The sequence below is a fragment of the Vibrio sp. C8 genome (assembly GCF_054051265.1).
The window spans coordinates 117,995-130,842 of the sequence record NZ_JBPAOE010000011.1; the positions used below are offsets into that span (position 1 = coordinate 117,995).

Here is a 12,848-nt window from a genome sequence, read left to right on the forward strand (position 1 = left end):
AGAAAAAACAAATCGCTAAAAATTAACAGATTCTTACTTAGTTTCGTGATTCGTAATACCCTTCTCCTATTCTGTCTAAACTGTGGTGTGTTAATATAGCAGCCCCTAATTTGCTATATAGAAGCTCATGCTGGACGTTAACAATCTCACTGCAATTCGCGATGAAAAGGTGCTATTCGAGCATTTATCATTCAATATCGACGCGGGCGAACTCGTCCAGATTGAAGGCCGAAATGGCACAGGTAAAACGACTTTGCTGCGTATTATCACAGGCCTTGCTGACCGCGACGAAGGTGAGATTTACTGGAATAAGGTTAATATCGAAGAAGACAGAGACAGCTACCATACGGATTTGCTGTTTTTGGGGCATCAAACTGGTATTAAGCGTGAGTTAACCGCTTATGAAAATTTGCATTTTTACCAATCTGTTCACTCATCAACCAGTAGCGAAGAAGATATTTATCAAGCATTAGTACAAGTTGGACTTGTAGGGCGTGAAGACGTACCAGTGGCTAAGTTGTCCGCTGGACAACAGCGACGCGTAGCTTTAGCGAGATTATGGCTCAGCGAACATAAGTTGTGGATTCTGGATGAGCCGCTGACTGCCATTGATAAACAAGGTGTGAAAGTATTGGAAGCCCTGTTTTTAAAACATGCGGAAAATGGTGGTATTGTTATTTTAACCACACACCAAGATATGTTCGCCAACCACAGCAAGTTACGCAAAATCAAACTAGGAGACGCCTAATGTTTTCAACCATGGCGATGATCATTCAGCGTGAACTCCTAATCGCATTCCGACGCCAAGCCGATATTTTTAACCCACTGTGGTTTTTTATCATCGTCATTACATTGTTTCCGCTCAGCATTGGCCCAGAGCCGGGACTGCTTTCTAGGATTGCTCCAGGTATTGTTTGGGTTGCTGCACTCTTGTCAGCTTTGCTCTCTTTAGAACGTTTGTTTCGTGATGATTTTCAAGACGGAGCCCTTGAGCAAATGATGATTATGCCAGTACCACTTTCTGTGGTTGCTTTGTCAAAAGTGATTGCTCATTGGTTACTTACTGGCGTGCCTCTGATATTAATAAGCCCATTATTAGCTATTCTGTTGTCGCTGAATTTTGACACTTGGCTTGGTGTGGTAGCTACCCTGTTGCTTGGTACACCGACACTCAGCTTTATTGGCGCCATCGGCGTGGCATTAACGGTTGGTCTGCAAAAAGGCGGCGTGTTGCTCAGCTTAGTGGTTTTGCCTTTGTATATACCCATTTTAATTTTCGCTACATCAGCGATAGATGCTGCTTCTTTGGGAATGGCCTATAACGGTCAGTTGGCCATCTTAGCGGCAATGTTGGTTGGAGCGATGACGCTAACACCGTTTGCGATCAGTGCGGCGTTACGAGTAAGTGTTAACTAACTTAAGAACGACTTTTTTATTTAGCCCAAATTTACACAAAAAACTTAACACGAATAAGTTAAGTATTAGAAGCAAAGTGAGGACAAACAATGTGGAAATGGCTCCATCCCTACGCTAAGCCAGAATCTGCGTACCAGTTATGCGGGAAGTTTTTCCCGTGGTTCACTATTTTAGCTTTTGCCTGTTTGACGGTTGGTACCGTTTGGGGGCTTGCATTCGCTCCATCAGACTACCAGCAAGGTGATAGTTTTAGGCTTATCTATATTCATGTGCCTTCAGCCATTTGGTCCATGGGTGCTTACATGTCTATGGCAATTGCTGCGTTTATCGGCATCGTCTGGCAGGTAAGATTATCCAACATGGCAGCACTAGCCATGGCACCTATCGGTGCGGTTTACACCTTTATTGCGCTTATCACTGGTGCTGTTTGGGGGAAACCCATGTGGGGAGCTTGGTGGGTCTGGGATGCTCGTCTAACTTCAGAATTAATTCTGCTTTTCCTTTACCTTGGCGTTATTGCTCTCTATCACGCATTTGATGATCAAAAAACCGCTGCGAAAGCGGCAGGTATTTTGGCAATTGTTGGTGTGATTAACCTGCCGATCATTCATTTCTCTGTGGAGTGGTGGAACACGTTACATCAGGGCGCAACGATCACTAAGTTTGAGAAGCCTTCTATCTCGGCCAATATGTTGTGGCCTCTATTGTTGAATATTTTTGGCTTTGCCTTTTTCTTTGCTGCGTTGACGGTTGCACGTTTAAGAAATGAAATTATTAGTAAAGAGAGTCATCGCCCTTGGGTTATCCAGCTAGCCCAAGCAGAGAAAGGAGAGTAACCATGTATTTTGAAACTTGGTCAGATTTTTTTGCGATGGGCGGCTACGCCAGCTACGTTTGGGGTGGTTTCGGCATTACCTATTTATCGATGGCCGTTTTATGGTTTTTGAGTATTAATCGTAGTAAGGCGCTTATGAAAGAAGTCAGAAATAAAATGAAGCGTCAAGAGCGTATCGAAGCGGCTAAACATATGGAGAACACACTGTGAACCCAAGACGTAAAAAGAGGCTCGGTATTGTCCTCGCTATTCTCATTGGTTTAGGCACTACAACAGGTTTGATTCTCTATGCATTAAGCCAAAATATGGACCTGTTCTATACGCCGACAGAATTGGTTAACGGTAAAGATGGCAAAAAACCAGAGATTGGTCAGCGCTTACGAATTGGCGGTATGGTCACTGTGGGGTCGGTGAAACGCGATTCTAACTCTCTTAAGGTCAGCTTCTTATTACACGACGTTGGCCCATCGGTTACTGTGGTTTACGAAGGCATTCTTCCCGATCTGTTCCGCGAGGGGCAAGGTATTGTGGCTCAAGGTGTATTAGTGGATGCGACCACCGTTGAAGCTTTTGAAGTGCTGGCTAAGCATGATGAAGAATACATGCCGCCTGAAATTGCAGAAGCGATGGAAAAGAATCATGCTCCGCTGACTTACACTCCGGAACAAAAACAAGGAAGTGATCAATGATTGCAGAAATAGGTCACTTTGCCCTGATTATTTCGTTGGGCTTAGCGGTATTGCTAAGCCTATTGCCTCTGGTTGGTGCTTCAAGAAATAACACCTTATTAATGAACTCAGCCCGTCCTCTGGCGTGGGGGATGTTCTCATTTTTGTTATTGTCATTCGGCATTTTGCTTTGGGCATTCTATACCAATGATTTCACGGTTAAATACGTAGCAAGTAACTCGAATAGCTTGCTCCCGTGGTATTACCGTTTAACTGCGGTTTGGGGAGCGCACGAAGGTTCGCTTCTGTTATGGGTGTTAATTCAAGCTGCGTGGACTGTTGCGGTTGCAAGTTTTAGCCGTGGTATGCCGCAAGAATCTGTGGCGCGTGTACTTGCTGTTATGGGTATGATCTCGGTAGGTTTCCTACTGTTTATCATTGTTACCTCTAACCCGTTCTTACGCACATTGCCTTATTTCCCTATCGACGGGCGCGATTTGAACCCATTGCTGCAAGATCCGGGTCTAATCATTCACCCACCGATGTTATACATGGGGTATGTGGGCTTTTCGGTTGCCTTCTCTTTTGCGATTGCATCACTGATGACGGGACGCCTTGATACCGCTTGGGCTCGTTGGTCTCGTCCTTGGACAACAGCAGCTTGGTTATTCCTGACAATGGGTATCGTTCTTGGCTCTTGGTGGGCGTATTACGAACTTGGCTGGGGTGGCTGGTGGTTCTGGGATCCAGTAGAAAACGCATCATTTATGCCTTGGCTGGCGGGTACCGCGTTAATTCACTCGCTTGCTGTTACGGAAAAACGTGGCACGTTTAAGGCTTGGACGGTTTTGCTGGCGATTTCTGCATTCTCACTAAGCCTACTGGGTACATTCCTAGTGCGTTCGGGCATTCTGGTTTCTGTGCATGCATTCGCTTCCGATCCTGCTCGAGGTATGTTCATTTTGGCGTTCCTAGTATTTGTTATCGGCGGCTCTTTACTGCTGTTTGCAGTAAAAGGTGCTTCGGTACGAGCGCGAGGAAATTATGAGCTGGTATCACGTGAAAACGCGCTTCTAGCAAATAACGTACTACTGATTACCGCTTTGGTTGTTGTTTTGATTGGTACGCTGTTACCACTGGTTCATAAGCAGCTAGGTCTTGGTTCTGTTTCGATTGGTGCGCCATTCTTTAACAGTTTGTTTAGCTGGTTGATGGTGCCATTCGCTTTATTATTGGGTATTGGTCCATTGGTTCGCTGGAAGCGAGATAATCTCTCTGTTTTAGCCAAACCTATGGCTATTTCCGCTGCCGGGTCTTTGGCACTGGCGGCTGCTTGTGTATTTGCAACCGCAGAGTCGTTTACAGGTCTGGCTTTCATGGGCTGGGTAATGGCATGGTGGATTATCTTGTTGCATGGCTATGAGATTCATCAACGTGCCACTCACCGTCATACCTTTATGGTTGGTGTGAAGCAGGTTCATCGTAGCCATTGGTCAATGGTACTTGGTCACATTGGTTTGGCGATTTCGATTATCGGTATTGCTATGGTGCAAAATTACAGTATCGAGCGTGATGTGCGTTTGGCACCGGGTGAGCATTTCCAACTGAACGAATACGATTTCTATTTCAAAGGTTTACTTGATCGTGATGGTCCGAACTATGACGGTTATGTCGCTCAGTTCGAAGTCACAAAGAATGGTCAGTACGTCAATACATTGAATGCGGAAAAACGTTTCTACAATACGGCTAAGTCTATGATGACAGAAGCTGCGATTGACCGTGGAATCACTCGCGATCTTTATATCGCAATGGGTGAGCGTCTTGATAACAGCGATGCATGGGCAGTACGTCTGTATTATAAACCGTTTGTACGTTGGATTTGGGCTGGTGGTCTATTGATGTCTATCGGTGGCATTCTTGCAATCAGTGATAAACGTTACCGCTTTAGAAAAACAGCAGAGAAGGAGGCTTAAATGAACAAGAAGATATTATTTATCCCTCTGGTTATTTTTCTTGGCTTAGTGGCGGTTTTTACCACACAACTACTCAGAAATGCAGAAGGTGATGACCCAACCAAGTTGGAATCAGTTCTTGTCGGCAAACAAGTACCTGAGTTTCGCCTAGAAGACCTGGCCGAACCCGGTAAGCTTTACGACCAAGCGATATTTCGTGGTGAGCCGCTGCTGCTTAACGTCTGGGCGACTTGGTGCCCAACCTGCTACGCCGAGCACCAATACTTAAATGAGCTTTCAAAGCAAGATGTGAAAATCATTGGCTTAAACTATAAAGACCAACGTGATAAAGCCGTCCAATGGTTGAATGAATTAGGTAACCCGTACCTTATCAGCCTGTTTGATGGCAACGGTATGCTGGGGTTGGATCTGGGGGTTTACGGTGCGCCAGAGACGTTTTTAATTGATGCCAATGGTGTTATTCGTTATCGCCATGTTGGTGATGTCAACCCGACAAACTGGAAACAAACACTGGCTCCGATGTATGAACAGTTGTTGCTGGAGGCGAAGCAATGAAAGCTAAGTTATTCGCTTTAATCGCAGCCGCTCTGCTTTCTTTTTCGGTCATTGCTGCTATTGATGTTTATGATTTCGATACACCAGAGCAAGAAGCGCAGTTTCATGAATTGAGTAATACATTGCGTTGCCCTAAGTGTCAGAACAACTCTATTGCAGACTCGAACGCTGCGTTAGCTCAGGACTTACGTCAAAAAGTCTATGAGATGACCAAGCAGGGTAAATCCAGAAGTGAGATCGTCGATTACATGATTGCCCGTTATGGCAACTTCGTGACTTACAATCCACCGTTAACCCTATCAACCGCTATTTTATGGGTGGCTCCGCTGTCTGTATTAGTGGTTGGTTTCGTTGTTATCGTTTTGCGAACCAAGCGCCGTAAAGCCAGTGCTGAAGTTGCAGAATGGGACGAAAACAAAGAACAACGTTTAAAAGCCTTATTGGAAGAAGATAAAGACGGAGATAAGCAGTAATGACTTTATTTTGGGTGTTAACGCTAATTCTTGTCGCGATTGCGTGTGTCTTTGTCGCTATTCCAATGCTTAAACCAAAAGCGAATAATGATGCTGCATTGCGCGACGACCTCAACAAAGCTTTCTATAAAGATCGACTTGCTGAATTAGCGGTCGAAACCGATGAAGGCTTAGTTGAAGACCAACAAGAGCTGGTGGCAGATCTTAAACAATCGCTTCTGGACGACATTCCAAATGACCAGAACAAGACCGAAGAACGAACGTTATCAACGTCTATGGTACTTGTACCTTCGCTTATCCTTGTTGTGGCGTTGAGCTACGGTTTGTACGCCGTTTTTGGCAATTACCAGAAAGTGCAGCACTGGCAAGATATCAGCCAGAACCTTCCAGAACTATCGAAAAAGCTGATGAACCCTCAAGGGGTTGAGTTGACCGATAAAGAGATGGAAGACTTAACCTTAGCTCTAAGAACGCGACTTCATTATGAACCGCAAGATTCAACAGGCTGGTTACTGTTGGGCCGTATCGGATTGGCGAATCGTGATATGGAAACCGCGATTGGTGCTATGAAGAAAGCTTACGCAATCGAACCACAAGATGGTGATATTAAGCTGGGTTATGCGCAAGCGCTGATGCTCTCGAATGATCAGATTGACCAGCAAAGTGCCCGCACGCTGCTGAATAAAATGTTGAAAGCGGAGTATGTCGATTTACGCGTCTATTCGTTACTGGCATTTGATGCGTTTGAACGTCAGGATTACCCAACGGCGATTGAACACTGGCAGTCTATGCAACAAATGATTGGTCCGAATGACGGGCGCTACGAGATGTTGTCACGTAGCATCGCCAGTGCCAAAGCTAAAATGGAGCTTGCAGTGCTGGACGAACATGCGGTGTCAGTTTCCATTTCATTAGGCAGCGAAGTGGTACTTCCGAATCAAGGCGTTGTGATTGTGTCTGTGCATTCAGCCGATGGTGCGCCAATGCCGATTGCCGCAGCGAGATATCCGCTAGGTAACTTCCCATTCACGGTTATCATGGATGACTCGAACAGCATGATGCAGGGACGTAAGTTGTCTGATTTACAAGAACTAATCATTCGTGTTCGAATCGATTCTGACGGGAATGTAGCTACGCGAGACGGCGATTGGTTTGGGGAAAGCCAAGTCGTTGAGCTAGGAAGCGAGGTAAAGGTTGAAATCAATAAGCAGTTTTAATACTGTACCTTTATAAAAAAAAGCCAAAGGCCAATGTTCTCATTGGCCTTCTGTCGATTGGTTAAGGAAATAATAATAATGATCAGCCGATTAACAAGGATTGTCTTACTGAGCTTGGTGGTTGTCATCACTGGGTGTAGTTCTGTTCCTGATGATCAAACCATGTCAGACCCGCAGGTAAATGACCCTTTTGAAGGATTCAACCGCACAATGTGGGCATTTAACTATGATTATCTAGACCCTTATTTTGTGCGTCCTGTTTCTCTTACTTATGTGGAATACACGCCAGACCCTGTTCGTCACGGTATCTCTAACTTTCTTTCGAATCTCGATGAACCTTCGAGCATGATCAATAACTTATTGATGGGAAATGGTAAGAAAGCACTCGATCACTTCAACCGATTCTGGATTAACTCAACTTTTGGCCTACTTGGCCTGATTGATATTGCCTCAGAAGCCGGGATTACAAAGCATGGTGAAAAGGTCTTTAGTGATGCAATTGGTCATCATGGTGTGGGTAAAGGGCCCTATGTTATGGTTCCGGGTTACGGTCCAGTTGTGGTTCGCGAAGCCGGTGATGTAGTTGATAGCTTCTATGCACCACTTTCCTATTTAAATATCTGGGCATCGGTAGGCAAATGGGCACTGGAAGGTATGGAAACCCGCGCTGCATTAGTAAACCAGGAAGCGCTATTAGAGAATTCTCCGGATTCTTACTCTTTCACTCGCGCTGCTTATCTGCAACGCAGAGACTTTACTGCTGAAGTAGAAACACCTGCAGAAGTAGATAACAGTGAAGAAGATTACCTTGATTCCTACATGGAAGAAGGTTTTTAGTCGTCTGCGTATCCCTGTTAGTCAGCCAACATTACAGTTAACTAAGCTGACATTACTCGTCCGCTGAAATACTCATTCGCAACAATATATTCCGTGTTGCGAATGAGCTCATCCTGAACTTCTGCCCAATGACTTTTATGTTTACTGGCTGAAGGCATAGGAACAACACCACCCACTCGAATGTTGAAAGGAACGAGTTCCTTTGCCCAGCTTTGTGTAAATCCAGACACCATACAACTGGCATTTTCTATGCCGGAGAAGTCGCGGCTTTCATTCAATGAAATGACATTCACAATAACTCCTTTGATGTTATTTTGGCGCATACGCTCGGTACAAGCCTGACCAAAAGAAAAAAGTGAGGAAGCCATTAAAGCCAGCCTTTGAATAAATAGTTCTGTCGGTTTTTCATCGATCAAAGAAGGCATTGGCGAAGAAGGCCAGTTATTGATCAGAACGTCGGGTACAGAGTGGTAACTCGATTCAATACTGTCGAGCATTCTATTGAGACTCTCTTGCGAGTAATCTCTAAGGTGATAGCAATCAACGTGACTTGAGAGTTCTTTACAGCGACCGAAGGTTTCATATAAGCCTTGTTTATCGGTATCACATAAAATGACGGTCGCACCTAGACAAGTGAAATGTGTCGCGAGAGTACTACCTAGCTGTGAGCTTGCTGAAGTTATTAAAACAATGGCGCTTTTAATTTCCATAGTGCGCACCTTCTGTTTGGTTTTTAATTATTTCGATTAACTTTTGAACAGTAAGAATGGGTGAAGGATGTGACACTTTGTGTGAATGAACTCAAAGAAAAGGTTTAGTTTCTGTTATCAGTGATCATTTTGAGCAGTGTTTCACACTCTAAAGCAATGAGCTGAGAATGTTCGCACTAAATCAGCGCATATAGCGATCTAGGTCTGTGCTCTCAACTGATCATGGCGATAAGCGGTTGTCAGCTTATTGTACAAATCAAATGGCAATGTCTTTGGCGGTGATTTTACCGCTAGATGACGCCTTTCATGTCCGGAAAGGTTGAGATAAACATCTTCCGGCAGATCTTGCGTATCCTCAGGCAGATAAGTCAGTACTTCAGGGGTGAGGTAATGACAGAGTTTGGCGCTCGCGAGCCCTCCATGATGGAAGTGTTCTGCTTGCTTCGCCGATATCGCATAAGAACTTTGATCGTTCCTTAGCGGCTGCGGTGTAGCCAGTTCGAAACGTTCGCGCAAGAGTTCGTCAGTGGTCTGAGGCTGCTCTATATGCTCAACAGGCGTGTTGTCACGAACATCATTCGAAAACAGAGCGACAAGTAAAGAAAAGTCGGCTCGTCGTCCTTGATGGACGGCGTGACAAATCCCTGAACCTATGTTCAGTTCATTGATGATTCCCGCTTTATCTAAAGTATGTACTTGCATTTTGCTCTCCGCTTGATGCACTTATAACGGCAACGGACGCAAAATCTTTAGATATAAACCTCACTAAAAAATAAAAAAAAGCCTGCAAATCTGCAGGCTTAGCATCGTTTGTTTTTTAATCGCTTGAGCAGCGACTAGAAATTATTTAGCTAGGTTAGCAGCTACGAATTCCCAGTTAACTAGAGCCCAGAAACCATTCATGTAGTCTGGACGTAGGTTACGGTAATCGATGTAGTACGCGTGTTCCCATAGGTCAACAGTTAGAAGTGGAGTTACGCCTTCTTCTGTGATTGGAGTCGCTGCGTTAGAAGTGTTAACGATAGCTAGAGAACCGTCAGCTTTTTTCACTAACCAAGTCCAAGAAGAACCGAAGTTGTTGATTGCTGAATCAGTGAATTTTGCTTTGAATTCTTCGAAAGAACCGAATGCTGCATTGATTGCTTCAGCAACTGCACCTGTTGGCTCGCCACCTGCGTTTGGCGCTAGACAGTGCCAGTAGAAAGTGTGGTTCCAAACTTGTGCTGCGTTGTTGAAAACGCCGCCAGTAGAAGTTTTGATGATCTCTTCTAGAGTTTTGCCTTCGAATTCAGTTCCTGGTACTAGGCCGTTAAGCTTAACAACGTAAGTGTTGTGGTGCTTACCGTAGTGGTACTCAAGAGTTTCTGCAGAGATATGTGGTTCTAGTGCGTCTTTTGCGTAAGGAAGAGCTGGTAGTTCAAATGCCATTGCTCGATTCTCCATATAGGTGAAGAGAGAGAACTCTCTCGATTGCTTCCAATGTCGTTTTTTGTTTTCGTCGGTACGACTGACTGCTAGCTATTTTAGCAACTTTTTACTTTATTAAAACCCCAATTCATAATAAAAGTGTTTTATATCAGAACAACAAGTACTAAGGCGTTTTAAACGCAAATGGGTATCCGTGAGAGTTGGTTAAGCTTAGTCCACCAAAATAGTAGGCTAAGCTTTTAATAGTTTCGAATGATATGGAGCAGATGAAGTTTAAAGTCCATACTGATAATGTGCTTTTTATTCTCATTTAATGATTTAGAATGTGGGCATCAAAGACGACCCCATTAAGAGGAAGCAATGGAAACCATCGACAAGATCAAACAGCAAATTGAAGAAAACGCGATCCTTCTTTACATGAAAGGCTCACCTAAGCTGCCAAGCTGTGGTTTCTCTTCTCAAGCTGCGCAAGCACTAATGGCTTGTGGTGAAAAATTTGCCTATGTAGACATCCTACAAAATCCAGATATTCGTGCTGAACTACCTGTGTACGCTCAATGGCCGACATTCCCACAACTTTGGATTGAAGGTGAATTGATTGGTGGTTGTGACATCATTTTGGAAATGTTCCAAAAAGGTGAACTTCAGCCTCTAATTAAAGAAGCAGCAGCACGTTCTGCAAGCAACGAAGAGTAATACTGTTTAAATTTACAGTTTTTCTTGATTTATTAAGGCCACATTCGATAATGTGGCCTTATTTTTTTCAGCTACCTATAACGAAACCATGAGCCGATTATTCATCGCAGAGAAACCCAGTCTAGGTCGAGCAATTGCGGATGCATTGCCTAAACCTCATAAAAAAGATCAGGGTTTTATTCGATGTGCAAATGGTGATGTGGTGACATGGTGTATCGGGCACTTGCTTGAGCAAGTAGAGCCAGATGCTTATGACGAACGTTATAAGAAATGGAACCTGGCTGACCTGCCGATTGTTCCTGAGCAGTGGCAATTAAGGCCTAGAAAAACCGCCAGCAAACAACTGACTGTCGTACGTAAACTGATTAAAGAACACAATGAAATCATTCACGCGGGAGACCCGGATAGAGAAGGGCAATTGCTGGTGGATGAAGTCATTGATTACTGCAAAGTTGCCAGCAACAAAAAAGCTTCGATTCAACGCCTTCTCATTAGTGACCTCAATTTGCCAGCGGTAAAGCGCGCGCTTTCCAATATGCGCAGCAATCGCGAATTCATCCCGCTATCTGTTTCTGCATTAGCACGTTCTCGCGCTGATTGGCTTTATGGCATGAACATGTCACGAGCCTACACCTTGTTAGGACAAAAAGCTGGCTATCAGGGCGTGTTGTCGGTTGGTCGTGTGCAAACACCTATTTTGGGTCTGGTGGTTCGTCGTGACGAAGAGATTGAGAACTTCATTCCACGGGATTATTTTACCCTACACGCCTTAATTCCCTATCAAGACGGTAACGGAGCATTTGATATCCGAGCTCGTTGGAAGCCGAGTGAAGCGTGTAAGCCTTGGCAAGATGAAGAGGGTAGAGTGCTTAATCGTAAGCTGGTGGAAAACGTTGCCCAACGTATTGCCGGTCAACCTGCCAAAGTGATGGAGTCTGAGCAGAATCAAACTAAGCAGTCTGCGCCATTACCTTACTCGCTTTCTGCTTTACAAATAGATGCAGCCAAACTCTATAGCATGAGTGCGCAGCAGGTACTTGATACCTGTCAGAGTTTGTATGAGAAACATAAGTTGATTACTTACCCGCGTTCAGATTGTCGCTATCTTCCAAAAGAGCATTTGCTTCAGGCTTCTTCTGTGGTCGATGCTATCGCCAATAATGCCAAGGAGCTGGTTTCGGCGGTATCTGGCGCAAATCTATCTCTAAAATCCAAAGCGTGGAATGACACCAAGGTGGATGCTCACCACGCAATCATCCCGACACCTAAGCAAGCCTCAGTTAATGCGCTCTCCAGCTACGAAATGAAAGTATACCAACTGATTGCTCGTCAATATCTGATGCAGTTCTATCCGCATGCGGTCTATGCTGAGGCAAAATTGGTGTTTGATATCGCAGGCGGTACTTTCATTGCGTCTGGTCGTCAGCTGGTGTCTGCAGGTTGGAAAGCACTGACGGGTAAGTCAGACGAACAAGACGATGGCGTTGATACCGTGCCACCGTTAGCCGTTGGTACTGAACTGATTTGCAGAGAAGGTGAAATTAAGGATAGAAAAACAGAGCCACCAAAATACTTTACTGAAGCCACCTTGTTACAAGCAATGACAGGCATTGCCCGCTTTGTTGAAGATAAAGAACTGAAAAAGATTCTGCGAGAAACTGATGGTTTAGGAACGGAAGCTACACGGGCTGGGATATTAGATACGCTTTTTAAGCGTCAGTTATTAAAGCGAGATGGCAAAATCATTCGTAGTACACCCGCAGGAAGAGGCTTAATTCATGCATTGCCTAGTGAGTCTACTTATCCTGATATGACAGCTCACTGGGAGCACCAACTACAAGCGATGGCTGAACGAGGACAAGCTTATCAACCGTTTATGCAGGCTCTTCAACAACGGATTGAACAGCTGATGGCACAAGTGAAAACTGGGCCTGTACCCGAATCATTAAGGTCGCTGCCAGCAGTAGAACGACCTGCCTTTAAGCGTAAAAAGCGTAGTTATGCGAAAGGAAGAACAAAACCGAATGCTGCATCCTAATG

15 protein-coding genes are annotated in these 12,848 nt (G+C 44.6%); 12 read left to right on the top strand and 3 right to left on the bottom strand.

All coding sequences use genetic code 11. The annotated features are described in order from the left end of the window. The first annotated feature begins 127 nt into the window (after nucleotides 1-127). From ccmA to ACRQQK_RS06620, 10 genes are all read left to right on the top strand, one after another. On the top strand, nucleotides 128-748 hold the full coding sequence (gene ccmA / locus ACRQQK_RS06575) for a cytochrome c biogenesis heme-transporting ATPase CcmA (protein WP_457510524.1): 621 nt from the start codon (nucleotides 128-130) through the stop codon (nucleotides 746-748). Continuing rightward, a complete protein-coding gene (gene ccmB, locus ACRQQK_RS06580) occupies nucleotides 748-1,416 on the top strand; it encodes a heme exporter protein CcmB (RefSeq protein WP_042483816.1) in 669 nt (222 codons plus the stop codon). The genes ccmA and ccmB overlap by 1 nt, the downstream gene beginning before the upstream one ends. A gap of 89 nt (nucleotides 1,417-1,505) precedes the next feature. Further along, entirely contained in the window at nucleotides 1,506-2,252 is a 747-nt protein-coding gene (locus ACRQQK_RS06585; protein ID WP_457510525.1) for a heme ABC transporter permease, read from the top strand. A gap of 2 nt (nucleotides 2,253-2,254) precedes the next feature. After that, the gene (ccmD, locus tag ACRQQK_RS06590) at nucleotides 2,255-2,461 is read left to right on the top strand and encodes a heme exporter protein CcmD (RefSeq protein ID WP_457510526.1); all 207 of its coding nucleotides are present in this window, start codon (nucleotides 2,255-2,257) and stop codon (nucleotides 2,459-2,461) included. After that, nucleotides 2,458-2,940, top strand: a complete 483-nt coding sequence (gene ccmE, locus ACRQQK_RS06595; RefSeq protein ID WP_457510527.1) for a cytochrome c maturation protein CcmE — start codon at nucleotides 2,458-2,460, stop codon at nucleotides 2,938-2,940. Before ccmD ends, ccmE begins: the two co-directional genes overlap by 4 nt. Further along, on the top strand, nucleotides 2,937-4,892 hold the full coding sequence (locus ACRQQK_RS06600) for a heme lyase CcmF/NrfE family subunit (protein ID WP_457510528.1): 1,956 nt from the start codon (nucleotides 2,937-2,939) through the stop codon (nucleotides 4,890-4,892). Before ccmE ends, ACRQQK_RS06600 begins: the two co-directional genes overlap by 4 nt. Further along, entirely contained in the window at nucleotides 4,893-5,447 is a 555-nt protein-coding gene (locus tag ACRQQK_RS06605) for a DsbE family thiol:disulfide interchange protein (RefSeq protein ID WP_457510529.1), read from the top strand. Next, a complete protein-coding gene (locus tag ACRQQK_RS06610; protein ID WP_457510530.1) occupies nucleotides 5,444-5,920 on the top strand; it encodes a cytochrome c-type biogenesis protein in 477 nt (158 codons plus the stop codon). Before ACRQQK_RS06605 ends, ACRQQK_RS06610 begins: the two co-directional genes overlap by 4 nt. Beyond that, nucleotides 5,920-7,137 (top strand): c-type cytochrome biogenesis protein CcmI, encoded by a 1,218-nt coding sequence (gene ccmI / locus ACRQQK_RS06615; RefSeq protein ID WP_457510531.1) that lies wholly within the window; start codon nucleotides 5,920-5,922, stop codon nucleotides 7,135-7,137. The genes ACRQQK_RS06610 and ccmI overlap by 1 nt, the downstream gene beginning before the upstream one ends. A 75-nt stretch (nucleotides 7,138-7,212) precedes the next feature. Beyond that, complete coding sequence (locus ACRQQK_RS06620; protein WP_457511096.1) at nucleotides 7,213-7,974, top strand: MlaA family lipoprotein; 762 nt, start codon at nucleotides 7,213-7,215, stop codon at nucleotides 7,972-7,974. Between the two features lie 41 nt (nucleotides 7,975-8,015). Here ACRQQK_RS06620 and ACRQQK_RS06625 read toward each other — a convergent pair whose 3' ends face one another. The 3 genes from ACRQQK_RS06625 to sodB form a co-directional block, all read right to left on the bottom strand. Next, nucleotides 8,016-8,684, bottom strand: a complete 669-nt coding sequence (locus tag ACRQQK_RS06625; protein WP_457510532.1) for an SDR family oxidoreductase — start codon at nucleotides 8,682-8,684, stop codon at nucleotides 8,016-8,018. Between the two features lie 198 nt (nucleotides 8,685-8,882). After that, a complete protein-coding gene (locus ACRQQK_RS06630; protein WP_042483787.1) occupies nucleotides 8,883-9,386 on the bottom strand; it encodes a VC2046/SO_2500 family protein in 504 nt (167 codons plus the stop codon). Nucleotides 9,387-9,527: 141 nt separating this feature from the next. Further along, nucleotides 9,528-10,112, bottom strand: a complete 585-nt coding sequence (sodB, locus tag ACRQQK_RS06635; protein WP_042483784.1) for a superoxide dismutase [Fe] — start codon at nucleotides 10,110-10,112, stop codon at nucleotides 9,528-9,530. A 360-nt stretch (nucleotides 10,113-10,472) separates the two neighbouring features. Here sodB and ACRQQK_RS06640 point away from each other — a divergent pair, with 360 nt between their 5' ends. Together ACRQQK_RS06640 and ACRQQK_RS06645 are read left to right on the top strand one after the other, a co-directional pair. After that, a complete protein-coding gene (locus tag ACRQQK_RS06640; protein WP_167413375.1) occupies nucleotides 10,473-10,808 on the top strand; it encodes a Grx4 family monothiol glutaredoxin in 336 nt (111 codons plus the stop codon). A gap of 88 nt (nucleotides 10,809-10,896) precedes the next feature. Beyond that, nucleotides 10,897-12,846 carry a DNA topoisomerase III gene (locus ACRQQK_RS06645; RefSeq protein ID WP_457510533.1) on the top strand — a complete coding sequence of 650 codons (1,950 nt, stop codon included), beginning with the start codon at nucleotides 10,897-10,899 and terminating at the stop codon, nucleotides 12,844-12,846. Nucleotides 12,847-12,848: the final 2 nt, after the last annotated feature.